The 25922-nt window shown below is 45.8% G+C and carries 19 protein-coding genes; 8 read left to right on the top strand and 11 right to left on the bottom strand.

All coding sequences use genetic code 11. The features are described 5' to 3' along the window. Positions 1–76: 76 nt before the first annotated feature. Genes porW through uvrC form a run of 3 tightly spaced genes read left to right on the top strand, consistent with a single transcriptional unit; the run spans position 77 to position 6929 of the window. Positions 77–2887, top strand: coding sequence for a type IX secretion system periplasmic lipoprotein PorW/SprE (porW, locus tag IEW69_RS14430; protein WP_444543961.1), 2811 nt, complete (start codon positions 77–79; stop codon positions 2885–2887). Between the two features lies 1 nt (position 2888). Then, entirely contained in the window at positions 2889–5120 is a 2232-nt protein-coding gene (locus IEW69_RS14425; protein ID WP_188627582.1) for a penicillin-binding protein 1A, read from the top strand. 3 nt (positions 5121–5123) lie between these two features. Continuing rightward, positions 5124–6929, top strand: coding sequence for an excinuclease ABC subunit UvrC (gene uvrC / locus IEW69_RS14420; protein ID WP_188627581.1), 1806 nt, complete (start codon positions 5124–5126; stop codon positions 6927–6929). 87 nt (positions 6930–7016) lie between these two features. Here uvrC and porN read toward each other — a convergent pair whose 3' ends face one another. The 7 genes from porN to IEW69_RS14385 form a co-directional block, all read right to left on the bottom strand. After that, positions 7017–7886 (bottom strand): type IX secretion system ring subunit PorN/GldN, encoded by an 870-nt coding sequence (gene porN / locus IEW69_RS14415; RefSeq protein ID WP_188627580.1) that lies wholly within the window; start codon positions 7884–7886, stop codon positions 7017–7019. A gap of 5 nt (positions 7887–7891) precedes the next feature. Then, a complete protein-coding gene (gene porM, locus IEW69_RS14410; RefSeq protein WP_188627579.1) occupies positions 7892–9430 on the bottom strand; it encodes a type IX secretion system motor protein PorM/GldM in 1539 nt (512 codons plus the stop codon). Positions 9431–9473: 43 nt separating this feature from the next. Beyond that, positions 9474–10283: a type IX secretion system motor protein PorL/GldL gene (gene porL, locus IEW69_RS14405; protein WP_188627578.1), complete on the bottom strand. Its 810-nt coding sequence runs from the start codon at positions 10281–10283 to the stop codon at positions 9474–9476. A 42-nt stretch (positions 10284–10325) separates the two neighbouring features. After that, complete coding sequence (porK, locus tag IEW69_RS14400) at positions 10326–11681, bottom strand: T9SS ring complex lipoprotein PorK/GldK (RefSeq protein WP_188627577.1); 1356 nt, start codon at positions 11679–11681, stop codon at positions 10326–10328. A 114-nt stretch (positions 11682–11795) separates the two neighbouring features. Then, positions 11796–12566 carry a uroporphyrinogen-III synthase gene (locus IEW69_RS14395; RefSeq protein ID WP_188627576.1) on the bottom strand — a complete coding sequence of 257 codons (771 nt, stop codon included), beginning with the start codon at positions 12564–12566 and terminating at the stop codon, positions 11796–11798. A 16-nt stretch (positions 12567–12582) separates the two neighbouring features. Further along, positions 12583–13572 carry a DUF4271 domain-containing protein gene (locus IEW69_RS14390; RefSeq protein WP_229663631.1) on the bottom strand — a complete coding sequence of 330 codons (990 nt, stop codon included), beginning with the start codon at positions 13570–13572 and terminating at the stop codon, positions 12583–12585. Positions 13573–13598: 26 nt separating this feature from the next. After that, positions 13599–16502: a DEAD/DEAH box helicase gene (locus tag IEW69_RS14385; protein WP_188627575.1), complete on the bottom strand. Its 2904-nt coding sequence runs from the start codon at positions 16500–16502 to the stop codon at positions 13599–13601. A gap of 165 nt (positions 16503–16667) precedes the next feature. Between IEW69_RS14385 and IEW69_RS14380 the strand changes: the two genes are divergently transcribed. Beyond that, positions 16668–18545: an acyltransferase family protein gene (locus IEW69_RS14380; protein ID WP_188627574.1), complete on the top strand. Its 1878-nt coding sequence runs from the start codon at positions 16668–16670 to the stop codon at positions 18543–18545. Here the strand turns inward: IEW69_RS14380 and IEW69_RS14375 are convergent. Beyond that, positions 18542–19414, bottom strand: a complete 873-nt coding sequence (locus IEW69_RS14375; protein WP_188627573.1) for an EamA family transporter — start codon at positions 19412–19414, stop codon at positions 18542–18544. The two genes, IEW69_RS14380 and IEW69_RS14375, sit on opposite strands and share 4 nt — an antisense overlap. A 36-nt stretch (positions 19415–19450) precedes the next feature. Continuing rightward, positions 19451–20593, bottom strand: a complete 1143-nt coding sequence (locus tag IEW69_RS14370; RefSeq protein ID WP_188627572.1) for a Fic family protein — start codon at positions 20591–20593, stop codon at positions 19451–19453. Positions 20594–20765: 172 nt separating this feature from the next. Between IEW69_RS14370 and hemW the strand changes: the two genes are divergently transcribed. Both hemW and IEW69_RS14360 read left to right on the top strand, forming a co-directional pair. Beyond that, a complete protein-coding gene (gene hemW, locus IEW69_RS14365; RefSeq protein WP_188627571.1) occupies positions 20766–21908 on the top strand; it encodes a radical SAM family heme chaperone HemW in 1143 nt (380 codons plus the stop codon). 14 nt (positions 21909–21922) lie between these two features. Then, the gene (locus tag IEW69_RS14360) at positions 21923–22708 is read left to right on the top strand and encodes an SDR family oxidoreductase (protein ID WP_188627570.1); all 786 of its coding nucleotides are present in this window, start codon (positions 21923–21925) and stop codon (positions 22706–22708) included. Here the strand turns inward: IEW69_RS14360 and IEW69_RS14355 are convergent. Next, complete coding sequence (locus tag IEW69_RS14355; RefSeq protein ID WP_188627569.1) at positions 22705–23187, bottom strand: DUF5655 domain-containing protein; 483 nt, start codon at positions 23185–23187, stop codon at positions 22705–22707. The genes IEW69_RS14360 and IEW69_RS14355 overlap by 4 nt on opposite strands. A 167-nt stretch (positions 23188–23354) precedes the next feature. Here IEW69_RS14355 and IEW69_RS14350 point away from each other — a divergent pair, with 167 nt between their 5' ends. Next, on the top strand, positions 23355–24236 hold the full coding sequence (locus IEW69_RS14350; RefSeq protein ID WP_188627568.1) for a cupin-like domain-containing protein: 882 nt from the start codon (positions 23355–23357) through the stop codon (positions 24234–24236). 13 nt (positions 24237–24249) lie between these two features. On the opposite strand, the gene IEW69_RS14345 is transcribed toward IEW69_RS14350, so the two are convergent. Next, positions 24250–24672, bottom strand: a complete 423-nt coding sequence (locus tag IEW69_RS14345; protein ID WP_188627567.1) for a YybH family protein — start codon at positions 24670–24672, stop codon at positions 24250–24252. Positions 24673–24817: 145 nt separating this feature from the next. Between IEW69_RS14345 and IEW69_RS14340 the strand changes: the two genes are divergently transcribed. Next, the gene (locus IEW69_RS14340) at positions 24818–25915 is read left to right on the top strand and encodes a vWA domain-containing protein (RefSeq protein ID WP_188627566.1); all 1098 of its coding nucleotides are present in this window, start codon (positions 24818–24820) and stop codon (positions 25913–25915) included. The last annotated feature ends 7 nt before the right edge of the window (positions 25916–25922 follow it).

The following is a 25922-nucleotide window of genomic DNA, read 5'->3' as shown; positions in this document are numbered from 1 at the left end:
TTTTCTAATGATCGTCTAATCAGATATTTTTGCATATATTTTGTAATACACAAAGCCATTTTCATAACGTATTTCATTGAGCAATTCTTTCCGCCATCTTCCTAGACTCCTGCTTTTTTGTTTGTGCATAAGCCTTCTATATGCCTGCAGTGTTCAGAAGGATGGCAGCTCGGGTAAAAGGATGCAAAATCTTACCGCCAGGTATAACTACATCTACAATGCGAATATAATCCTTCAGGATTATGTTTCCGAATTATACAGCAGCTTCCCCAACAACTACAATGAACTGCTCCCACCGCACATTAGTCCACAGCAATTTGATCCTGCAAACCTCACTTTAAATACGCCAGACAAGTTGCTAGATGAGATCATCAACAAGTCCAGAACGATCATCAAAGATAAAAGTTTGAGCAACTACCTGGATGATGCGTATTTGCTCATGGGCAAAGCGGAATTCTATAAGGGTAATTTCTTCCTCGCCGCAGAATACTTTGATTATGTAGCGAGGACCTACGCACAGGACGGTCCTACGGCCATTGACGCGCTGGACTGGCAAGCGAGAACGCAGATGCAAATAAATGAACTGAAGTCTGCAGCCATCACTTTAGATTCGTTATCCGCACAGCTGGCACGCGCGAAAAAGAAGCCTGCAGAACCACTGGCCACACTGGGGCAAATGGCCATTCAGCTTGGGCAACCCAAAGATGCCATCCCCTATTTAGAAGCGGCTATCGCCGAAAGTAAACTTAAAAGGAACACCATCCGTTGGCATTTTATATTGGGGCAACTCTATCAGGCGCAGCAAAATTACGAGCAAGCGGCGCTGCATTATAAGAAAGTGCAAAGCAGCAATACTGGATTTGAGTTGTACTTCAACGCGCGACTGAACCTGGTTGAAGTGAATGCCGCGCTTAATGGAAACCGACTCGGTCGCGCCGAACAGCTGCTCAGCCTCCTGAAAGATGAGAAGAATCAGGAGTTTAGTGATCAGATCTACTACAAGATCGGCGAGTACTACCAGCAGCAGCAAAACCATACTCAAGCAGTTGACTACTACCACAAAGCCATTGCGGCGGCAACCACCAATACTACCCTCAAAGGTCTTGCTAATCTAAACCTTGCGGAACTCAGCGTAGCATCGCTTCGGGATTACCTGCAAGCCAAGAAATACTACGACCATGCCCTGGCCAGCTTGCCCAAAGACTATCCTGGCTATGAACTGATTCAGAAGAAAAGCCAGAGTCTGGATTATCTGTCCAGCCGCTACGAAGTTATTGCTACGGAAGACAGCCTGCAGTTACTTGCAAGCTTGCCTGAAGCCGAACGGGCATTCCGCGCCAGACAGATGCGCTTTCTCGTAGACACCGCAAACACGACGGCCAGCGCTAATGCGAGCAATGCAGCGGCAAACGCAACCGTGAATGCCAGTACAGGGGCGGCACAGCAAACCAGCACATTTTACTTCCAGAACCAGAATGCCATGGAGCGGGGCTATGTAGACTTCATCAAACGCTGGGGCAACAGGAAGCTTGAAGATAACTGGCGACTAAGCATCCGCGCCACCACAACCAATACGCAACAAACCCTCAGCCTGGACCCACTCAGTCTGCAACCAAATGATGGCAACATACAGCCATCCAATAGCGACAGCCTTCAACTCGCGACTTTCCTCGCTGCCGTGCCGGTGAACCCGCAGATGATGCGTGCTTCGAATGAAACGATCGTGAATGCCTACCTGGAACTCGCCAGTTTTTACGAGCAAGAGCTGAAAGCAAGTCAGGAAGCCGCTGCCATTTATGAACTGCTGCTACAAAAATACCCCGACAACAGTCACCTGGCAGCCATTAAGTACAGCCTTTATTTAATCTACCTGGGTCAGGCTCCAGAACGATCCGCGCAGTACAGGCAGAATGTGCTGACAAATCATGCCAGCAGCATCTATGCGCAGATCATCCTCAATCCGAACTTGAAACTGGATCAAAACCTTCAGGAGCTGGAAATCAGCAATGCTTATAATGCACTCTTTGAGGTTTACCTGGAAAAGGATTTTTCAAAAGTAATTACACTGGCAAACCAGATGCTTAGAAGCCATCCGCAGGCGAAAATGGCTGCGCAATTCGCCTACTTAAAAGCAATTGCAGTAGGACGCACAAAGCAGGTGGACAGTCTGTTGGGCCAGTTCCAGGAAATAAAAGCGCGGTTCCCTAACGACAACTTGATTGTGCCGCTGGTGAATGACCACGTAAATTACATCAATGCAAATCTTGCAATATTCAGGAAACGAAGCATCGCATTGATCGACTTTGACCCTAATGAACCAAGGTTTCTTGCGCAAAGGCCAACAGACAACCGGAGTAAAGCTGCACAAGGATCGGCAGCAGTATCTCTTCCGCCAGGTCCGCCAGTGAATGAAGCCGTAAAACCAGCAACTACGGCTCTGGGTAATCAGGCAACAACCCCTCCGCAACAGGCTAAAACGGCACCGACAGTCGCACAGCAGGCGGCGCAACTGTCCCTTAATACAGCGCCGTTCAGCAAGGTCGCTTCCAGCACCTGGTACTTCGTGGTCGATGTGGAAGATGCCAGCATTCGCCTAAGCACCTCCCGCTTCGGCATTGGTCAGTTCAGCCGCGGCAACTACCCCGGAAGTGATTTAAGGCACCAATTGGTCGAATTTGACAACGATCAGCTAATTTACGTGGGAAACTTTAGTAATTTTGAAGCTGCTAAGGCCTTTCAAGAGCGGATAACACCGCAAATGAATAGGATTATGAGAATACGACCTACATTATTTAACACTTTCATAATCAGCAAGGAGAACTTTGACATCATCAAAAGCAAGTCGCTCCTGAACGAATACCTTGAATTTTATAAAAACAACTATTAAAATGAAGCAACAACTTACCCAATCAGATATCAAAAGATACAACTTCACGCTTTGGAAATTACTGGTTGGTGGCATCATACTGTTCTCCTTATTCATCGCAGGCGTAGGCTTCGGCATCTTCGGCACACTGCCTTCCTTCCGCGATATTGAACACCCAAAAAGCAATCAGGCAACCGAAATCCTGAGCGAGGACGGACGTCCTTTAGGAAACTACTTCGTACAGAATCGATCGAATGTGACCTACCCGCAAATCGGACAGAACGTAATTGACGCGCTTATCTCAACTGAGGATACACGCTTCCTGGCCCACTCGGGTATCGATTTCAAGAGAACATTCACCATTTTCTTCTACAACCTGGTTGGAAAACGTCAGGGTGGTAGTACCATCACGCAACAGCTTGCCCTAAACTTATTCTCTGAAGAGGCGCGCCAAAGAAACTTTTTCAAACGCTTAATGCAGAAATTTCAGGAATGGGTAATTGCCGTTAAGCTGGAACGTAACTATACCAAGGAAGAGATCATCACCATGTACCTGAACACCGTAGATTTCGGAAATCAGGCCTATGGTATCAAGTCGGCCGCCAGAATTTACTTCAACACAACCCCGGATAAGCTGTCCTACACCGAAGCGGCAACGCTTGTGGGCTTGCAGAAAGGGATTACCCGCTACTCCCCGACCCGTAATCCGGAGCGCTCCAGAGAGAGAAGGAACACCGTGCTTGCCATGATGGTGAAAGCCGGAAAACTTACCGATGAGCAGTTTCAGGTTGAACAAGCGAAGCCATTAGGACTGAAATTCAGAAGCGCAACCGTGAGCGACGGTATCGCACCGTATTTCCGTGCGGTGCTAAAATCAGACATCAAACGGGTGTTCCAGGAAAGATCCATCTTAAAAGCTGATGGTACGCCTTATGATCTGGACCGCGACGGCCTAAAGATCGTAACGACCATCAACTACGACATGCAGGTTTATGCTGAAGAAGCACAACGTGAATACATGAAAACGCTTCAGCAGCAATTTAACAGAAGCTGGAGGGGTAAAAACCCATTCAAAGGTAATCAGGCGCAGCTTCTGCAAGGCGTGAAGCGTTCTGAGCGCTATAAAGCACTGCAGCTGGAAGGTAAATCGGAAGAAGAAATCATGAAGGATTTTAATACCGCAACCCGCATGAGCATCTTCACCTGGAAAGGTGACGTAGATACGCTGATGAAGCCGATGGACTCTGTAAAATACTACAAGATGCTGTTGCGTAATGCGATGATGGCCATGGATCCAAAAACGGGCCATGTGAAAGCATGGGTTGGTGGTATCAACTTTCAGCACTTTAAATATGATCAGGTGAAGATGGGCTCCCGTCAGGTTGGTTCCACCGCTAAACCGTTCACCTATGCCGTGGCCATAGAAAACGGCTATTCACCTTGCTATACCGTATCTAATGAACCGGTAACGATTGAGACACCCGGCAGTGCCCCATGGACACCACGTTCATCGCCAAGTTCAACGATCCCCGGCATGGTTACGCTTCAAACCGCACTAGCCAACTCCCAGAACTACATTACGGCATTCTTAATGAAGCAGGTAGGGCCTACTGCTGTTGCTACACTGGCAAAAAAGATGGGTATTACCACCAACGTTCCTGATTATCCTTCCATCAGTCTGGGCGTTTTTGACGCTTCCATTTACGATATGGTGGGTGCATATAGCGTGTTTGCAAACAAAGGCGTTTGGACCGAACCGACCTATATCCTGAGAATTGAAGATAAAAATGGCGTTGTCCTTTACAACAAAACACCGCAAGTGAAGGTTGTAATGAACGAAGAAGTTGCTTACGTTATGACAAGGATGCTTGAAGGGGTTGTAAACAAAGGTACTGGATCAAGATTAAGATATAAATACGGCATCAATGCGCCAACGGGTGGTAAAACCGGTACAACGCAGAACAACTCCGATGGATGGTTTATGTCCATCACGCCAGACCTTGTGGCTGGTGTTTGGACAGGTTGCGAAGACCGTGCTTTTCACTTCATCAGTACACGTGAAGGTGAAGGTGCTAATACAGCACTGCCAATCTATGCGGGTTTCATGAAGCGCGTATATGCGAATCCGGCTTTAAAGATTTCCAAGGGCGACTTTGAAGCGCCAAAAACCCCGCGTACCATCGAGTACGACTGCAACCAGTATCAGCAACAAGAGCAAGGAAAAACAGAACTTGATGAGAAATTAGGCTTTTAGAGCATGGCTGCATTCGATTATAAAACGGCATTGAACGATGTTCCGCATCGCCCTGGCGTATACCAATATTGGGATGCTGAGGGTGTGCTGATCTACATCGGCAAAGCTAAAGACCTGCGTAACCGCGTAGGTTCCTATTTCAATTCCGACAACCAGCTGAATGGAAAAACCCGGGTGCTGGTATCCAAAATCCGGAAGATTACCTTCACCATTGTAGACACCGAGATTGATGCCTGGCTGCTTGAAAACAGCTTAATTAAGCGGCACCAACCACGGTACAACATCATGCTTAAGGATGATAAAACCTACCCATGGATTATCATTAAAAAGGAACCTTTCCCTCGTGTGTTCTGGACCCGCAAGATGGTTAAGGATGGCTCCACCTACTTCGGCCCATATGCATCCGTAGGCATGATGCACACCATCCTAGACCTGATCAAGGAAACCTATCCCCTGCGCACTTGCAACCTGCCCCTGACCATCCCTAACATTGAAGCGGATAAATTTAAGGTCTGCCTGGAATATCAGATCGGCAACTGCAAAGGTCCCTGCCAGAAGTATCAGTCGCTGGAAGACTACGAGAAAAATATTGAAGAGATTAAACAGATCCTGAACGGGAAGATTGGAAGCGTTATCCGTGACGTTAAACAGATCATCAATACCGCAGTCGCGGAGCTTAACTTTGAAACGGCACATCAATACCAGAAAAAACTGCTGGTACTGGAAAAGTACCAGAGTAAGTCGACCGTCGTAAACAGCTCCATCACCAATGTCGATGTGGTTAGTATTGCATCTGATGAACGCTATGCCTTTGTGAACTACCTAAAGATCATGAACGGCAGCATCATTCAAACGCAAACCATCGAGATCAAAAAACGCCTGGATGAAACGGATGAGGAACTGCTGAGCATCGCCATCACGGAATTCCGCACGAAATTCAACAGCACCTCCAAGGAGATCATCGTGCCTTTTGAACTGTCCATCACCGATCCGAACTTAAAGTTCACGGTACCTAAACTTGGCGAAAAGAAGAGCCTGCTGGAGCTTTCGCAAAAGAACGTGATGTTCTTCAAGCGTGAAAAGCTAAACCAGTACGAGAAGGTAAACCCGGATCTGAGAACGGAACGTATCCTCACACAAATGCAGAAGGATTTAAGGTTAACACAGTTGCCATCACACATTGAGTGTTTTGATAATTCAAACTTCCAGGGCAAGTACCCGGTTTCTGCAATTGTCGTTTTCAAGGATGCTAAACCTTCCAAAAAAGACTACAGGCATTTCAACGTGAAAACGGTAGAAGGCCCGAATGATTTTGCCACCATGGAAGAAGCCGTTTACAGGCGATATAAGCGCACTCTGGAAGAAAACCAGCCACTACCGCAGCTCATCATCATTGATGGTGGTAAAGGGCAGCTTTCGTCGGCCATGACCAGCTTGAAGAAGCTTGGTATCGAGAACCGGGTGACCGTAATCGGCATTGCAAAAAGGCTGGAGGAACTATACTATCCTGGGGATAGCTTTCCCTTGTATCTGGATAAGAAATCGGAAACCCTGAAAGTCATTCAGCAACTCCGGGATGAGGCCCACCGTTTTGGTATTACATTCCACCGCAAGAAGCGTGATCAGGGAACTTTAAAAACAGAACTGGAGAACATCCCTGGTATTGGCAAGACTACTGCGGATAAGCTCCTCAGACACTTTAAATCTGTGAAGCGCATCAAGGAAGCTACAGAAGCTGAACTTGCCGTCATCATCAATAAAACGCAGCTCAAAACCTTAACCGAGTATTTCAACGAACACGCAGAGTAAGGTAGCACCCTGGTAGCAATACCAGAACTATCCTGCACAAAAAAGCCCGGCACCTCAAAGATACCGGGCTTTTATATTTTGTCGAATTTAGTATTCCCAAAGGCTTTGTTCGTAATCTGAAATGGATTTCTTCACCCTTTCTGATTCATATAACTTTCTTGGATCTTTCGAATCTGTCTGACCGACGATCTCAGCGAGTGTTTTATTTGCCGGGTTGGTCTCTTTAACGATGTAGCTGGTGAACAAGCGTCTTACAAAGAAATCATCGTAAGTAAGCGTCGAAGCGTCATTTGCAGGATTCACAATGCGTTTCTTGCTCATGATCTCTCTGGCTTCATCAAAGTGAATCCAGAATACCGGCTGCCAGTTCCCTTCTACCATCTTCATTGGTGCAATACCAACAATTCTAGGTTCAAAGATCGAACGTTTAACATCCAGAATCCAGTCTTCTTTGATGCGGTACTTCATGAACTCTTCAGGTCTGAAGCGGCGTAAAGTAGGCTCTGCAAGCTTTCCGGTGATCGGGTCAGGCTCACCTTCGGTAATACCTCTCGCCATGCGCAAAGCATCCTGTGAAGACAAAGCAATTTGAAAAGCATCATTGTCTTCCAAAATACGGCCAGCAGCAGTGTCTTTCGGCGAGTAAGCCGTCAGTTCTTCTCTGCCAATCGCTTCCATCAGCACATCAATAAGCTTTGATTTCTCTGCAGAAAGCACCGAGTTCAGCGTATCCCGAAGATCAATCTCACGCCAGATCCTTTTCGAGTAATACACGTCTTCATCGCGAACTTCTGCAAATGGCGCCATGAATCCGCTGTCCACATCATTACGTACCGCAAAACCATCCTTAGGGGGTGTTTTGATCTTCGTTTTAGGATCAGCAGATGCCGAAGTGGTTTGTGCGAAAGCAGAAGCTCCGAACAGCACCAATGCAACTGTATATAAGACCTTTTTCATCTTTATTATCTTGCTATAAATGTAATTCCGTTAAGCACCTTTTGTCTTCCGTCCGGACCTTCAGCAACGATATCTTTAAAGATAACCGTAGCACCTGGCTTAATGGAATTTAAAGCACCTTTAATTTGTCCGGAGAAACTACCACCGCTATTCTGAACGGTAACCGCATCCGAACGTGGATTGATGAACGTTGTTGAGAACCTCAATACACGATATTTGATATCGAATACAAAATCTTCCAGTTCTGTTTCAATCTGATTAGATGCCACTAACCACTCCAGGTCTACATTACCCCCAGCTTTCCCTTTAATGAAAGCTTTTGGCGTAGGTAGTGCCTTCACGCGGAACTTCTGCGCACCAAGGTTAAGCGTTTTCCCACCAGCAGTAGCAGACACGTTAATATTTAGCTCTTTACCGATTTGTGATCCGGGAACGTTAACCATGTATTTACCGCCACTTCCGCTGATCGATCCACCAGAGATCGTTGCACGTACACTTTCCAATGGAAAACCTGCTGCCGATACCGAAAATGGATTCGGAATACCTGCATAGATTACGTTCATTTTATCCGGAGAAACGGTTGCAGATGGTTTTGCCACCTGATAAGTTTGTTCCGGTGTACGGTACTCTTTAATCTGGCCGTCTGTTTGTTTAACGCGGATTGTACCAACCCACTTAAACACACCAACACTATTTGTGCCACCGGTATAAGTTGCTTTACCATTTTTCACGTTTAGCCTACTTCCACCCACTGAAATATCCGGGCTTGACTTAGAATCACTTGCCGTTAAGAATACTTCTGCAACGTACGGCTGACCCTGGATAACATAAGATGAAGGTGCTACAGCAACTGCAGCAAACTGATCCAGGTTAACCAATGATTTATCCATATTTCCAAAAAGCTTCTTCACAACTTCTGCTTCCGCGTTTTTGGTGTCTGTCTGGATCTTTGTTAAAATGGTATTTGCAGCTGTTAAAGGTGTGCCTTCACCAAAGTTGATGTCAGACCACTTCTTTTTGCCATTCACATTTTTCTCGGCGTCATTTGCCACAAGTGTGAAGGTTACCCCTGCACGATCTTCCGGATTCAATAAGCCGATTAGTTTCTCACGGGTATCATTGATCATCTTCTGAAGTTTGTCGCCTTCTTTTTGATTGATCATAATCCCTTGTGCGATGTCCTGGTTGCCTCTTTCTACAAGATCCCCGGTTTCTTCATCGATACCATTTCCTTCCGCTACAAAGCGGCCTTTTAACTTCTGGATATATCCGTCCAGTTCTGCTGCATAAGCTTTAGCCTTCTGGGCTTTCTCCCAGATCGGCTGCGCTCTGGCAGGCTCATCTTTCAATTTTGTATTCTGAAAAGCAGTGAACAATTGATCAACACTTGTACTAACGTTGTTCTTGGATGTTTCCAAACTGTCGTTGATGTTTTTGAAAGCATCCAGAATGGTATCCGATACGTTTAATGCAAGCATTGCAAGCAATACCAAATACATGATATTGATCATCCGCTGCCTTGTTGTTTCTCTTCCTCCGGCCATGTTTATATAAAGGTCTTTGTTTTAATTAATAATTAGGGACTAATTATACACGTGGCTGGTTCATAGCAGACAGCATATTGCCATAAATCGCATTTAATGAAGCTAAGTTTTTTGCAAGTTTCGCTACTTCGTCTTTAAACATTCTTGAATCTTCCATAGACTCGTTGAAGTTATGCATGGTGCTTGAAAGGTTCTGATAGAACGTGTTCATCGATTTCAAGTGTGCGCTTGAATCCTGAAGTTCCAATTCATACACCGCGTTCAATGCAGAAAGGTTCTTTGCTAATTTGTTCACCTGATCATGGTAAGCTCTGGCTTCGCCAGTACTTTGTCCCATTTCAACCAATTGCGCCGTCGCTTTATCGAATGCTGTATTCAGGCTATCAAAGCTCGCGGTTGCAGACTTAATCTTGTTGGTGTATTCAGTTGTTGCTGAAGAAGCATCCGCAACGTTTGAAATTGCAGCTACCTTGTCGCCGAAAGTACGAAGACCATTACCAAGGCTCTCGATAAGATCAGGACCAACGTTTGCATTTCTCAGCATGTTATCCAAGGCTGCAGTCGTAGGCGCACTTTGAGGTACGTTTACTGCTCTTGCAGAAGCTTTAGGTAACTCACCCGTAAACTCTGGATTCAATTCTGGGTATACACGCTCCCAAGCGGGCTCCGGAGTAGGTGGGAAAAACGCAGTCAAGGCAAATAGGAAAGCTTCAACGCCAAGTCCTAAACCAATCATATAATTTCCCCAAACACCCCCAATGTGAAGGATTTTAAATAATGCGCCTAAAATTACGATACTGGCTCCCAATGAAATTGCCGTATGTAACCAATCAAATTTTCTCTTTGCTGCCATGTTCTTGTTCTAGATGGTAAGTTTTCGTGTTGTTATGTGTTTTTACTTGTAGTTGATGTCCGTTCCTGCATAAGAAACCACACATCTGAAGCCGATGTAAGATGTTGCGTTATCCTGGTACTCATAAGTACCTACAGAGTTCTGCAGGAAAAAGCCGATGTCTTTCCATGAACCACCTCTAACCACCTTGCGTTTTAAGTACTTGTTGTCTTCTGGTCTTGCAACATAAGTATAGTTCGGGTTGAAATCCAGAAGCATGGTACCGGCAGACTTATTGTAAGCTGTCAGCGTCCATTCCGACACGTTTCCAGCCATGTTATACAAGCCATAGTCGTTCGGGAAATAAGAGTGTACATTCACAGTATATAAACCACCATCGTCGGAGTAGTTACCGCGACCCACTTTGAAGTTTGCCTGCATACATCCTTTCGCATTGCGGATGTAAGGACCACCCCAAGGGTATTTGGTTTTAACGTTACCACCTCTTGCAGCGTATTCAAACTGCGCTTCTGTAGGTAAGCTATAGCTCAATCGTGAATTGTAAGGCTGTTTACGTTCTGCAGCAACCGACTGAAACAGACGGGTACGCCATACACAAAATGCATTTGCCTGTTCCCAGGTCACCCCTACAACAGGATATTCATCATATGAAGGGTGATTGAAATAACCGATTACCATCGGATCATTCTGTGAGTAAGAGTAGTCCGTTTTCCAAACTAAAGTATCCGGGTAAACGCTTATTGAAGGGAATTCATTCGGCTTGTTCGGGTCAGGTGCATCTACATAACTTTCAATAAAGTCACTACGCTTTGCATCAGGATTATTCTTCGCTTTCGCAGCAAGGTCCATGTTTACGACTTTGTAAGAGTAGCGGAACTTCCTTACGTCAAGCTCTGCCCTGCCAAATAGCGCATCATCTCCGGTGTAATACATGTCAGCAAGTTTGCTGGCATAACCACCGTTTTTGCTGCTCCACAAGCGGGAACCGTCACCTACCTTTTTCCAGTTGATGTTACGCTGACCGTTTGCATTAACGCCTTCACCGGTTGGTGCTGGCATATACAGGTCTGGCGCACCAGCGGGGCCTAAGCTTGTAATGGCTACGGAGTCGCGAACGTAGTTCACAAACTGGCGATACTCGGCATTGGTGATCTCCGTCTCGTCCATGTAGAACGCACTGAAGGAGGTCATTCTGCTTGCCGGCGCCTGACTTCCGGTAATGTCTTCGTCCGACCCGCCGATCAGCGTACGGCCGGGTGGTACGTAAACCATTCCTAGCGGGACACGGTTGTTTTTGAAATTCTTATTGTAAACCCCTACCAACTCGCCCTGGCCACCTTTTCCGCAGCTGCTCATTAGCATGGTTAAAATAATAAAACCAGCGTATAGTTTTTTCATATGTTACTGAAGGGTAGATCTAAATATTGATTTATTACAGTCGGTATATCTTATCAAACTTAACAAATCTTTTTATCAAAAAGCAACAACACAAACAACCTGCCAAAAAGAAGCTTATTTATTGGATTTCTTGATGTAGTTTTCGATGGCCATGATCATGGAAGGTGCTTCCGGACTTGGCGCAGCGATGTCCACAATTAAACCCGCCTCAGTTACAGCACGATGCGTGTTGACGCCAAATGCGGCAATACGTGTATTATTCTGTTTAAATTCTGGGAAATTCGTGAACAACGATTGTATACTTGATGGACTGAAAAAGCCAATGATATCATAGAAAACTTCGGCTAAATCCGACAGGTCACTCACAACTGTTTTAAACAATACAGCAGGTGTGAAATCGTAACCATTCTTCTGCAGGAAGTTCATCGTATCTTCCGTTGCCACGTCAGAGCAAGGGTAAAGGAACTTTTCTGAAGCATGTTTCTTCAACACTTCCGCCAAATCCGATGCAGTCTGCTTGCCAAAGAAGATTTTACGTTTACGGTATTGGATGTATTTCTGAAGGTATAAAGCGGTAGATTCGGAGATACAGAAGTACTTCAAATCAGCCGGCACATCATATCTCATTTCTTCGCAGACTCTGAAGAAGTGATCTACTGCATTTCTGCTTGTAAATACAACCGCAGTGAAATCGCCCAGGTTAATCTTGTCTTTTCTAAAATCCTTAGCGGGAACGCCTTCAACATGAATAAAAGATCTGAAATCAATCTTTACGTTGTACTTTTTGGCTAAATCAAAATAAGGAGATTTATCTGTCTCAGGTTTCGGCAAAGTGATCAAAATGCTCTTTACTTTGCGTAACCGATCTTCTCTGTTTTCTTGCATGTGTATTTGGTTGTCCTTATAGTCCAATTGCCTTGATTACTATTAATATAGGGCAAATTTCAAGGGCACAAAAGTACAAAAATAAATAGACTTTAGAAAAACGATTGTTTGATAAAATGTTATACCCGGCGCGGATAAACTGAAAAAAAAATATTACAGTCAACAACATGGCTGCCGTGGAGATAAAGTACATACCATACCGCAAAGGCGCCAGTGCGAAGGCCACAACCAGTGGAATGAAGATCAAAGAGATGTTGAAGTAGCTGAGGTATAGCACAGTTATGTATTCATGCACCAGCTTTTGAATGCTGAATAAATGTCCAAGCCCTCTTAAAATGAAAATTTTAAGCGCATACAGTACCACAATCATCACGGAAATCGTTACAAAGAACTGCAATCCTCCAGCACCATATGAAATTTGGTAATACTGTGAAATCAGGTATAAAAACATGCCCAGAGTGAAGCCGAACTGAATAAATAGGAACAAAAATGGCCAGGATGTAAACAGGTTATCTTCCTTATAAAGATTGTTCAGCACCCGGTTACTGTAGAAAGCCTGTATAATATCTCCCAGTTGTTTATGAAATGAAATCCGCAGGATCCCGAACAGCAGCAGCAGGAATAGGATAAATCCAAGCACCCAGGGCTCCCCTTTCGGCACTGGCCTGCCAATCTTATAAAAACTCTCTGCTTTACCTTTCCCAGGGAGATCGTACCAAGCCTCACCCTTTTTCAAAACGCGCACATTGGCCTTTAGGATGCTGTCGATAATCATGTATCTATCCAGCAAGGAATCTGGAAGCAACCAGGTGTGCCGTCTGATGGAATCGCTTACAAATTGCTGTCTGGCAATCGTTGCCGAGTCCCTATAGCGCTTCGGCATAACCCTTTCCGCCCTTACCGTACTATCTGCTTGCAAGGTTTGAACGGGTGGTTCAACCTGTGCCATGGCTACATTTCCAGCAAATGCAAAAAAGAATAATATAGCCAGGACGGATTTGAACATCGTACAAATTTAATTTTTAATCTCTATTAACTGAACAATTCTAATAATTCAGCCTTGCTTAAGGTTTTCAGTAGATTCCCCTCTGTTTTAATCAGGTCTTCAACCAGGCGCTGCTTCCTTTGCTGCAACTGCATGATCTTATCTTCAATCGTATCCGGACAGATGAGCCGCACAGCCACAACATGTTTTTGCTGTCCGATCCGGTAAACACGGTCGATCGCCTGCTGCTCTGCTGCTGGATTCCACCAGGGATCAATAAGGTACACATAATCGGCCTCCGTCAGGTTCAGCCCGGCACCTCCGGCTTTAAGACTGATCAGGAATACCCGGACCTCAGCATTACCCGTAAAGCGCTTCACTTCCGCTTCGCGTTTCGTAGTCTGCCCGGTTAAGTAGCTATAAGCAATTTTCCGCTGCTGCAATGCGGTGCGTACCAGATCCAGCATGCCCACGAAGGAAGAAAACACGAGGATTTTATGCTCACCCGATTTGCCTTCTATTTCCTCCATCAGCGTATCGAGCTTCGCCGAGGCGTTTCCAAAATACCGGTCAGCACTGATCAGCGCAGGGGCGTTGCAAATCTGCCGCAACAGCGTCATGCCCTTGAGTATATGCATGGTCTGCCCGGCAAGTTCGTCCGACTTCTGCGACATCAGGTAATTTCTATACTCCTGCTTGTAGGAGTCGTACACCTTGCGCTGCTCCTCGCCCATCTCGCAGTATATCACCATCTCCGTTTTCTCCGGCAGCTCTGTCGCCACCTGCTTCTTCGTCCTGCGCAGTAAAAACGGCCGTATGAGCTTTTGAAGCTCCGCCGCCTTTCGCGTATCATTAAACTTGTCGATCGGCATCACGTACTGATCTTTGAAATGTTGGCGTGTACCCAGTAATCCCGGGCAGGCGAGCGAAAACTGCGCATAAAGATCGAAGGTGTTGTTCTCCAATGGCGTACCCGTGAGCATGACCTTACTGCGCGATTTTAATAGCGCAATGGCGCGGTACCTTTGCGAATTTGGGTTCTTTATGGTCTGTGACTCATCAAGAAATATATAGTTGAACCGGTAATGCTTTAGGTGACGTACATCTTGCAGGATGGTGCCATAAAAACTTAACACCACATCATACTGGTCAAATTCATCAACGTGTTTGTCGCGGTCTGCACCATAGACGGTATGCACACGCAGAGCGGGTGCAAACTTACGGATCTCCGATTGCCAGTTGAAGATCAGCGTAGCAGGGACGATAATCATGCTCGGAGCAGCTGTTTTCTGCTTCTGCAGCAGCAAAAAGGCAATGACCTGAATGGTCTTACCCAGTCCCATATCATCCGCCAGGCAACCTCCAAATCCAAACGAATCCAGGAAGTTCAACCAGTTAAGGCCTTCCTGCTGGTAGTGCCGCAGCTCACCAAGGAAGTCCTCCGGCACTGGCACCTGCCCAATCACGTTGAAGTTCTCAAGTTTGGCGCGGAAGTTTTTAAGTTCCAACCGCACTGGAGCCGTCAGCATTTCATCGTCATATAGCGCGTCAATGCTCATCAGGTTCACCTTTGGCGTTCGAACCACTTCCTCGACCACTGTCCCCGCTTCAAGATAGGCCGATAGCTTCGCGATCCATTCTTCAGGTAAAACCCCCATCGTACCATCGCCCAGCTCTACAAACTTACTCTTGTTGCGCAAAGCTTTAGCCAGGTGTTTAAGACTTACCCGCTGCTTACCGTATGTAATTTTCACACCAGTTTCGAACCAGTCGAGCCCGGATATCACTTCAATAGAAATCTTAGCCGCATTCGGGTTCAGCTTATTGTCGGCTAAGTCATTGAACCCAAGCACCCTTATTTCCTGCTGTTGCCAGTAGTCGAAAGCCCCCAGGAACCAACCTTCATCTAAAAAACGCTTTTTGTGCAGGTAATAGCACTCCTGTGCATCCTGCTCTAAAAACAAGGGATGCTGATGGCGCAGCATTCGGATAAAGTTATCTTCAAGCGCCTGATCCCGCTGCACGGTAAAAGGTATGCCCGTGCTATCCAGCGCATAGATCTGCTGTTGTGAAAGTACCGGCACCTCTACATTGCCGTAACGGATAACAGGGGTAATCAACACATAGTCTCCAGAATCAGAGAGGTAGATCAGCTGCTCATTCTCTGTATTGAAGTTGTTTTCGGCCAACTGCTTTTTCGTGGCCGGCTTCAGGTAGGCATAATGAATTTTCACCTTGCCTTCCAGCTTGGAGAGGATCGTGCGCTGAAACTCATCGTAAGCCGCCTCGGGGAAGTAAAGCCTGTTGTTATTTCTTCTAAATACTTCAATGACCTGCAGGTAAGCAAGGTTGTCAATCAGCTGCATGACCCCGTTGTAAAGCACAAAGTATTGAAACTTGAAGTTCAGCAAATCCAGCTGATATGCCTTTTCACCGATATACAGTCGCGCCGTAATCTCATAAAAAGCGTTTCTAAGCACCACCTCCAACCGCAGGTCGAGCTGATACATGCCAAGGCTAACCTTTACAATGGAGCGGATGTTAACATTGGCGGATTTTTCCGGATCATGGTAATAGACCTCCAGTTGCAGCGGATTCTTTACCAGCGCCCGCAATCCTTCCATATCAGCTGCTGTGTGTTCCGCATCATAGCTAGTGCGCAGCCGCGCGATGGCCGCATAAAACTTTAGCGCCTCCGGGTCATTGACCTTCCAGATAAAGTCAAGCGGATCAATAAGCACCAGTGGATTTTTCAGTTTACCATTGCTGCCAACAGCCGCTTCGTAGAGCTCTGCTACAAAGTGGGTGTAATACTTGTGCTTGCGTAAGACTAAAATCCGCTGCTTCCCCTCCGGCTGCTTATCCGTAAGCGGAAGCTGCCATGCCGTTTGAGCCAGTAAGCTGGACTTAAGGTTATTAATTTCAGGGTACAGGGGATCTTGTTCAGGCATAGTTTGCCCTGCAAAAGTAGCTATTCTTCAGATTATTGCCGGGCCGAGAACCCGGGAAATACACCCCACTTTTTCACTAAATACCACACAACATGACGTTCTTGGGTACGAACTACATAAATTAAGAGTTTAAAGAGTTCAATTTGTTCACACTAAAATAACTTAATGATAATAAAACCAGGCTTCAGATACGACATCAACGCACTACGGGCACTCGCCGTAATTTCTGTGCTGTTCTACCATTTCAACGTGCCTTTTACGCAGGGTGGCTTTTCCGGTGTGGATGTATTTTATGTGATCTCGGGGTACCTGATGACAAAGATCATTCTGGATGGCCTGGCGCGGGAACAGTTCTCGTTAGCGACCTTTTACAACAAGCGAATTCAGCGCATCATACCCGCCTTAACTTTCATGATTATCGTTGTGCTGGGGTTTTGCTTCTTTACCTATATGCCTGATGATTATCAGGAAGTTGCCAAAAATGGCGCCGGCAGTTTACTCTTTATCTCCAATTTCGTGTACGCACTTACCGGCAGTTACTTCGGCAATTCCGCAGACAACAACATATTCTTGCATACCTGGTCGCTCTCTGTAGAGTGGCAGTTCTATCTGCTGCTACCACTGGCATTAATCGTGGTAAACAAGTACCTTAAAAACGATCGCAGAAAATATTTCAACCTCTGCCTGATTGCTATTGTTGTGATCTTTGCCGGTGCATTGCTGGTTACCCGATATAGACCGAACATGTCCTTTTACCTGTTACCATCCCGATCCTGGGAAATGTTGGCTGGCGGACTAGCATTTTTGACCCAAACGAACCTAAGTGCCCGCCGCCGGAAACTGCTATCCACCGTGGGCTTTTTGGTCTTATTGGTCGGTATGGTTTTCCTTCACAAAAGCATGAAATGGCCGGGCTTCTACACCCTAATTCCAGTAGCCGCAACCTATGTGATTATTGTAGCCAACATCAACGACTTTAAGTTTCTGAAGTCTGGTATCGTACAATTCTTCGGGAAGATCTCCTACTCGCTTTACCTATGGCATTGGCCGGTGTTCGTTATTGGAAACTATCTGGGCGCACCCGCTACCCCTTTATACGCCGTTCTGGGCATCCTGCTCTCCATTGTATTGGGCTACTTGTCATATCGCTACATAGAATCTTTCGAGATCAGCAAAAACAGGTACATTGTTGCCACAACCGGTGGTTTTGCTGCACTTGCATTCATTGCTTCTTTAAGCTACGTTAATCCTATTATTTTCAAGAACAATACCGTGCTCATTGCAGACTACGAGGCGATAAATCGAGCAGCACATGCCAAGCAGTTTGAGGTTGATTCCTGCTTTATCCGGTCCGTTTCAACAGGACTGGAGACTTACAACAAGAACAAATGTCTGCCTTTTCAGAAAGGACAAAAGAACGTCTTACTACTTGGTGATAGCCATGCTGCACAATTCTATCAGGCTTTAAGAAAGCATTTTGTACCTAAAGGCGTAAACCTCGGCCATGCTTCTGCGTCGAGTTGTCTGCCGCTAAAGACCCCGGATGGACCTGGACCTGGTAAATGTGCCGATTTGCTAAACTTCATATATGACGAGATGTTGCCGCAACATGCCGGCGAGATCGAAAGTGTTATTCTAAGTGCCAACTGGGTTGATAATCCACATGGGAAAGAACAATTGCTTAAAGATATTCAGGGCACCATTGCTCACCTGGATAAGATGGGTATCAAATCAGTTGTCCTCGGACAAACAGAAACCTACAGGATTGATTACTCCACCATTGCTGCGCGGGAAAATGAATATGGCATTAAAAACAGTGAAAACTATCTTGACGAAGAAACAGCAGAGATCAATGCTTATCTGAAAGCTGGCTTAAAAGACAAGTACATCGACCTTTTCCGTCAGGATTATTTTGCGAAGGTATCGCCGCAGCATGTGCCCTATATGTTTGACCAGAATCACCTGACCACTTATGGCGTAGAACAACTACTGAAAGGCACGGTTTACAAGAACAAGACTTTCCAGAAGACTATAGATAATTAGGACTTCTTCAAATTAAACACCACAACGGCTAGAAATATCAATCCATAAGCGATCAACTGGATTGTGCCCAACGGTTCATGGTACACCAATCCGGCTAATGCAAAGGCAATAATTGGATTGATATTCAGGAGCATACCAACTGTTGACGAACTGATCCGCGTTAATGCATATAAATTGAGCAGCAAAGGGAGGATGGTGTATCCAACAGCGATGATTTCCACGTACACGTAGAACTTCAAATCTGATGGTACTGATCCCGAAAAGGCAGGGTAAAAAGGAAGCAATAGCAATGCTGAAAGTAGTATATGAAAGTTAAGCACCAGAAACCTGTCAAAACCACTGTTCTTCGTTTGATTCACCAGATAGCATGCATAGCTAAACCCGACAATGGCGCTGAATAACATGTCTATCATATTGGCGTACGATAAAAGCAAACAGCCAATACAACTCAGCGCGACAGAAAGCCACTGTATCCGGCTTAGTTTCTCGTGCAATATGAAAAAGGCCAACAAGGTGGTTAGAATTGGACATACCAGATAGGCTACTGACGTTGCGCGCACACTAACATGGTTCATGACATAGATGAAAGAAAACCAGTTTACCGTTAAGAAAAGGCTGCTGGCGGTATTTAAACCAATCATTTGCCGCTGGTTCTTTTTGCTCAAAGCCTTAAACAAGCTTAAATTTTCTTTAATCGTCTGCCGCTTAAAGAGCAGCGAGAAAAGGGTCATGATCAGCGCACAACTAAATACCCGGTAAAACAGGATGTCCAAAGAGGCGTAGTCATGCAGCGGTTTTAAGACCAGACTGAAGGAGCCCCAAACGGAAAATGCGACAATCGCAGCGATGTAGTACTTGAGATTCTTCAATTTTTTATGGGCGCGAAAATATGAATTAATGATGTGCTATCCCCTTAAAATTTGAATCAAATCGTTATTGATGTAATACACGTCTCTGCCGTCTTTGGCGTACCCAAGTATGCCAGCTTCTACAAGTTCTCCGAAATATTTCGTCAAGGTGGTCCTGGATGTGACGCCCAGAAGATCTCCAACAAGTTTTGGCCTGATGTAGGGCTGGCTGAAAATTAACTCATTTACTTCCTTGTTATACCACTTTATTTTAGACCTCCCATGAGCTAAGGTCGCCTCCATTTGATTGATGATACTTATAACCAACTGATTGGTGAGTTCTGCGGTTTTTTCAACCGCTTCCAACATATATAGAATCCAGGGCTTCCAGGATCCCCTTTGTGTTACACCACTTAAATGATGATAATAATCATCTTTATGAACCATGATGTACTTAGAGAGATACAAGACCGGCTGCTCAAGTAGCCCTTTATCAACAAGATATAATAAGTTTAGGATTCGCCCTGTCCGGCCATTGCCATCAGAAAAAGGGTGTATTGCCTCAAACTGGTAATGTGCAATGCACATTTTCAGAAGCGGGTCTGTTGGATACTTTCCATCATCATTAAGATACGAAATCATATTATCCAATTTTGCCTCTATGACCCCTTCGCCCCTGGGAGGCGTGTATATGATTTCACCCGACCGGAATTCGCTTTGGCCCCTCCTGATTACAGTCAAGGTTTGTGGTGGTCTAAGTCCTGCTGTTGAATCTTTAATCTGCCTAAACGTACGGAGTATACAATCCATATCAATCTTCCCGTTCTCTTTGATTAAATTAAACCCCTCCCATAGTGCCTCACGATATCGAAGCACCTCCTTTGTTCCTGGCGTCATATGCTCTTCTCGTACGGTTTCAGAAACCGCTTTGTAGAGCTCATCTTCCGTAGTAAAAATGTTCTCAATTGCAGTAGAGGTCTGCGCCTCTCGTAAAGCAATGGTATTCACCAGCATGGTTGGATTCGGCAGCCTGTGAATATTTGAGTTTGTGCTCGCAAGGGCACGGGCAGCGGTAACCAGCTTTTTTAGCACATCTATATCTTCTTCAACCGCCTTCTGGGGCGGTAAGAGTGGTAGTTCATTAAAGGGTTTGGATCTATCGTAAGCCATTTGTTCAGGTTCATCTAAATTACTGGACATATTGCTAATATAGAGAATATTGATGAACACAAAACATCTATATGTTCATTTATTTCAGAAAAATGAACAAATGAAAGATATCAGTCCTTAAAATGAACACTTCTGCAGGATATGTTCAGAACACTGACCGCCTGATTACCAAAATCGCCGTAATTGCCACTACCTTTGCGCAATGGCCGGAATCTACATCCATATCCCTTTCTGTAAAAAAGCTTGTACCTACTGCGACTTCCACTTTTCCACTTCCATGAAATACATGGATGAGATGGTCGACGCTATCTGTGCAGAGCTGCTGATGAAAAAAGATCGGCTCGCCGGACAGCAAATCGGAAGCATTTATTTCGGCGGTGGAACCCCCTCGGTACTCACCGCGCCTGCGCTCCACAAAATCTTCAACACCATTACCCAACATTTCTCCGTTGCAAGTGATGCAGAAATCACGCTGGAAGCAAACCCAGATGATCTGGATACCAAAAAGATCATGGAACTCCGCGCATTACCGGTGAATCGTTTCAGCATTGGGATCCAGTCCTTCTTCAATGAAGACCTGATCTGGATGAACCGTGCCCACAATGCCACTGAAGCCGAAACCTGCGTGAAACGCAGCCAGGATGCTGGCTTTGAAAACCTGAGCATCGACCTGATCTACGGTTATCCTTTACTCACAAATGAGAAGTGGCAAAAGAACATTCAGAAAGCACTGGAGCTGGAAAGCCCACACCTCTCTGCCTACTCCCTAACCGTTGAACCCAGAACAGCACTGGCCAGTGCCATTAAGCGTGGTAAACAGGTGCCCTTGAATGATGAACAAAGTGCGGATCAGTTTGAAATGCTGATCAATAAAACCACTACCGGCGGATTTGAACATTACGAGATCTCCAACTTCGCCAAGCCTGGAAAATATGCCGTACACAATACCAACTACTGGCGTGGTGTACCTTACCTCGGCATCGGCCCTTCGGCACATGGCTTCGACGGCACCAACCGTTACCTGAACATCGCCAACAATGCCCAATACTTAACGGCGCTAAGCGATGGTAAACTTGCCGAAACCGTCGAAGAACTGGACCAGTACGATCGCTTCAATGAGTATATGATGACTTCCCTGCGCACCATGTGGGGCGTAGACTTCAACAAGATCAGCTCGCAATACGGCCCTGCTTACCTGCAAGACACCATGAAAAACATTAAACCTTTTATGGAGCGCAATTGGTTGCAAGTTGAAGGTGACACGTTAAAACTTACGCACGACGGCAAGTATTTTGCTGATTACATTGCTTCCGAGTTATTTTTGATCCCGGAAGATCATTTATAATCCTTTTGAAAGACATGAAGAATTCTGTTGTTTGGATCACTGGCGCATCCTCCGGAATCGGAGAAGCACTTGCTTATAACTATAGCGCTCAAGGCGCAAAGCTGATCATCTCTTCCCGCAACCGCGATGAGCTGTTCCGCGTAAAGATGGCCTGTAAAAACCCCGCGCTGGTACACGTACTATCCTTCGACCTGGAGCAAACCGAAACACTGCCGCAGAAAGCTGCAGATGCCATCCGCATCTTCGGACGCATCGACCTGCTCATCAACAGCGGTGGGATCAGTCAGCGGAGCTTCGTTCTAGATACCAGCCTGCAAACGGAAGAGAAAATCATGCGCGTAAACTTCTGGGGCTCGGTTGCTTTAAGCAAAGCGGTCCTGCCGACCATGATTGCCCAGGGTGGTGGTCACATCGTTTGCATCAGCAGCCTTGTCGGCAAGTTCGGCACGAAACTGCGCGCCGGATATGCCGCTTCTAAACATGCACTACATGGCTATTTTGATTCCCTGCGTTCTGAAGTATTCGATAAAAACATTAACATCACCATCGCTTGTCCTGGTTACATCAAAACCAACGTCACCATCAATGCATTAACGGCAGATGGCACGCCACAGGGTAGCATGGATGAAGCACAGGCAAACGGCATGTCGCCCGAACTGTGCGCGGGCGAAATTGTAAATGCCATCACCAAGAAGAAGGAAGAAGTTTACATCGGCGGTAAAGAAGTGAAAGGCGTGCTTTTCAAGCGCTTACTGCCTGAGCGCTTTTCGAAATACATCCGCAAAGCAAAAGTGACCTAGTCGGCCAACCCGTAGGCTTTCTGCATGTAAAAGCGGACTTCTTCATTGATGTCTTCAGCGGCCATGATCCGGATGTGGTGATTATAAGTCTGTTCCCCGGGCAGCTGGCTGATCTTCCGAAAGCATAAATTATCTTCAAAGGGCTCCTTAAAGGGCAGCAGGAAATCGATAAATCCTTTACCAAACTGAATGATGTAGGCAAAGTTGCGCCTGCGGCGGAAACCAACCATGGTTTTCGTTGCATGCACATGTACCTCCCCGATCTCATCGAAGGCACTAACCAGATGTGCCAACAACAGCTTACTATGCGCAGATTTCCTGCTGAGGAATTCTGCAAGCTGCGGATCGTTAAACACCATGTTCGTCATGCTTAAAGATAAAGCTTTCCTGAACAATAAGAAAACAGGAAAATGGAAGCATCCACCAGCCAGACCATGGGTGGACGAGCAGCCGGCAAGGTGCCCAAAAGGAGTTGACAAGGCCTTGGCCCTGTTAACCCCCTGTATGCCCCCTGTGAACCCCCTGTGGAGACCTTGTAAAGCTGCTGTTTGCTGCGCCCCTATGATCATGTTTTTACAGCGACAATTCAATCTTTATGGGAATTTATTTTTAAGTTAACTTTGCCTGCACACACAAGTTTTAAAATATGAGCTTTAAACTTAAGCCTGTTGATACGGTTGAACAAATCAGTCCGGCGGAATTCAAGAAGAATTATCTGCAAGCAGGCAAGCCACTGATTATAAAAGGACTTACCAAATCATGGCCGGCACGGGAAAAGTGGACGACCGAATACCTGAAATCCATAGCAGGGGACGTTACCGTAAACCTGATGGATAACTCCAAGGCAGATCCTTCCAAGCCGATTAACGCTTCTGTAGCCACCATGAAGTTTGGCGACTATCTTGACTTGATTAAATCCAAACCTACAGAACTCCGGATATTTCTTTTCAACCTGTTCAAACATGCACCAAGCATGGTTGATGACGTGGTGATCCCAAAAGATCTGACCGGCGGCTTCATTGAAAGTATGCCCACCATGTTCTTTGGGGGTTCGAAATCGGTTACCTTCCTACACTACGATATTGATCTTGCACATATATTCCATACGCACTTCGGGGGGCGGAAGCATGTGATCCTCTTTGAGAACAAATGGAAGGAACGCCTGTACTGCATTCCGAATGCGACTTATGCGCTGGAAGATTATGATGTAAGCAACCCGGATATCAGCAAGTTTCCTGCTCTGGAAGGCGTAGAAGGCTATGAATTGTTTCTGGAACATGGCGACACCCTGTTCATGCCGAGCGGCATGTGGCACTGGATGCGCTATGTGGACGGTTCCTTCTCGCTGAGCCTGCGTGCCTGGGATAAATCGATCAAGCGAAAAGCACAAAGCGTGGCCAACCTTGTGGTTAAAGGGGGAATCGACAGCGTGATCAAGATGATCTTTAAAGCACCATATGCAAGATGGCGCGAAAAGCTGGCAATAAAGCGCGCAGAACGGGCACTAGCCAGAAATCTGCCGCGTTAATTGCGCCGAAGGCTTAACTGCTGTGATCTGAAATGATCTTCCAGCCGTCTTGGAACTTTTTAAAGATCAGGGTGAAATGGCCCTTTGGCTCATCCTGATCTCTCTTTAAGTGAAAGGCACCCATCACAAAGGCTGTATCTCCTGACAAGAGCTCCACTTTCTTGATGTTGAAAGTCAGCTTTCCCATACCTGCTTTACCAGGATAGTTTTTCTTGTAATTGGCTTTCACCGTTTCATAGCCGTAAGTGGGACCACTACTGCCCACAAACATCAGCGAATCGCTCTTAAGGTAGCCTTCCATAAAGCGGTCAACATCACCCGCATTCCAGGCTTGTTCCTGCGTGTGCAGCACCTTTAAAATTGCTTCTTTGTCCTGACTTCTGGCTGTTCCTGCAAACCATAAGAGCACGGTTGCGAAAAGGAGTAGTTTTTTCATTTGTAAATGGTTCTATTGCGATTCAAGGTACGCATTATCAGTACTTTTTGCCAGGATATTTCTGTTTGTGGCAACATAAATATGACAAGGTTCTTATTATATAGCGATTACAAACTTTTACCTTAGAAACTTCGTTTGTTTTACCATGAGAGGATATCATTTTTCCGACTTCGTTCCCGGAGGTCCGCCAGAAAAAGGTGGCTTCGACGAACTTCTAAAGTTATTCACCCAATTGCTTAACTATACCGCCGGCGATCCTGGCGAAACATTAGCATGGATGAATGAGCTGGATAAGAAATACAACTTAACCAGCAATCAATACGGCATGGGTGATTTCATTGATGAACTTAAAGAGAAAGGTTACATTAAGGAAGATCCCTCCGGCGCCATAAGCATTACCGCAAAAACTGAACAAACCATCCGCAAGTCGGCACTGGAAGAGATATTTGGCAAGCTGAAGAAAGCTGGAAAGGGCAACCACAACAGCAACGTTTCTGGATTGGGCGAAGAAAAGAACGCAGATCGCAGGGAGTTTGCTTTTGGTGACAGCCTGGATCAGATCGACATGACTGCTTCCATTCAGAATGCCCAGATTAACCACGGCATTGGCAACTTCACGCTCACAGAACGGGATCTCGAAGTAGAGGAAAAGGACTACAAGACTTTAACTTCTACTGTGCTGATGATCGACATTTCGCACTCCATGATTCTTTATGGTGAGGACCGGATAACCCCGGCGAAGAAGGTTGCAATGGCACTTTCCGAGCTGATCCGCACGCGCTATCCTAAAGATACGCTGGATATTGTTGTTTTTGGGAATGATGCCTGGCCCATTACCGTGAAGGATTTGCCTTACCTGCAAGTGGGGCCGTACCATACCAATACTTACGCCGGATTGGAACTGGCGACAGACATCCTGCGGAGAAGAAAAACGCATAACAAGCAGATTTTCATGATTACGGATGGTAAGCCAACCTGTCTGAAAGAAAATGGCCGCTACTACAAGAACAGCATGGGGCTTGATCGCAAGGTGATCAACAAGACGCTGAACATGGCTGCACAGTGTAAGCGCCTGCAAATTCCAATTACAACCTTCATGATTGCAAAAGATCCTTACCTACAGGAATTTGTGCGTGAATTTACCGAAACCAACGGCGGGAAAGCTTTTTACAGCTCGCTGAACGGACTAGGAGAATATATATTTGAAGACTACATTAAAAATCGAAGAAAAACATTCCGATAAGAACCTG

Source organism: Pedobacter quisquiliarum (genome assembly GCF_014642175.1).
Lineage (GTDB): Bacteria > Bacteroidota > Bacteroidia > Sphingobacteriales > Sphingobacteriaceae > Pedobacter > Pedobacter quisquiliarum.
This window is presented reverse-complemented; position numbering and strand designations above follow the sequence as displayed.

Excerpts from the sequence above, each read along its gene's own strand:
- IEW69_RS14425 (WP_188627582.1), top strand. The coding sequence starts at position 2,889 with ATGAAGCAACAACTTACCCAATCAGATATCAAAAGATACAACTTCACG.
- uvrC (WP_188627581.1), top strand. The coding sequence starts at position 5,124 with ATGGCTGCATTCGATTATAAAACGGCATTGAACGATGTTCCGCATCGC.
- porN (WP_188627580.1), bottom strand. The coding sequence starts at position 7,886 with ATGAAAAAGGTCTTATATACAGTTGCATTGGTGCTGTTCGGAGCTTCT.
- porM (WP_188627579.1), bottom strand. The coding sequence starts at position 9,430 with ATGGCCGGAGGAAGAGAAACAACAAGGCAGCGGATGATCAATATCATG.
- porL (WP_188627578.1), bottom strand. The coding sequence starts at position 10,283 with ATGGCAGCAAAGAGAAAATTTGATTGGTTACATACGGCAATTTCATTG.
- porK (WP_188627577.1), bottom strand. The coding sequence starts at position 11,681 with ATGAAAAAACTATACGCTGGTTTTATTATTTTAACCATGCTAATGAGC.
- IEW69_RS14395 (WP_188627576.1), bottom strand. The coding sequence starts at position 12,566 with ATGCAAGAAAACAGAGAAGATCGGTTACGCAAAGTAAAGAGCATTTTG.
- IEW69_RS14390 (WP_229663631.1), bottom strand. The coding sequence starts at position 13,572 with ATGTTCAAATCCGTCCTGGCTATATTATTCTTTTTTGCATTTGCTGGA.
- IEW69_RS14385 (WP_188627575.1), bottom strand. The coding sequence starts at position 16,502 with ATGCCTGAACAAGATCCCCTGTACCCTGAAATTAATAACCTTAAGTCC.
- IEW69_RS14380 (WP_188627574.1), top strand. The coding sequence starts at position 16,668 with ATGATAATAAAACCAGGCTTCAGATACGACATCAACGCACTACGGGCA.
- IEW69_RS14370 (WP_188627572.1), bottom strand. The coding sequence starts at position 20,593 with ATGTCCAGTAATTTAGATGAACCTGAACAAATGGCTTACGATAGATCC.
- hemW (WP_188627571.1), top strand. The coding sequence starts at position 20,766 with ATGGCCGGAATCTACATCCATATCCCTTTCTGTAAAAAAGCTTGTACC.
- IEW69_RS14360 (WP_188627570.1), top strand. The coding sequence starts at position 21,923 with ATGAAGAATTCTGTTGTTTGGATCACTGGCGCATCCTCCGGAATCGGA.
- IEW69_RS14350 (WP_188627568.1), top strand. The coding sequence starts at position 23,355 with ATGAGCTTTAAACTTAAGCCTGTTGATACGGTTGAACAAATCAGTCCG.
- IEW69_RS14345 (WP_188627567.1), bottom strand. The coding sequence starts at position 24,672 with ATGAAAAAACTACTCCTTTTCGCAACCGTGCTCTTATGGTTTGCAGGA.
- IEW69_RS14340 (WP_188627566.1), top strand. The coding sequence starts at position 24,818 with ATGAGAGGATATCATTTTTCCGACTTCGTTCCCGGAGGTCCGCCAGAA.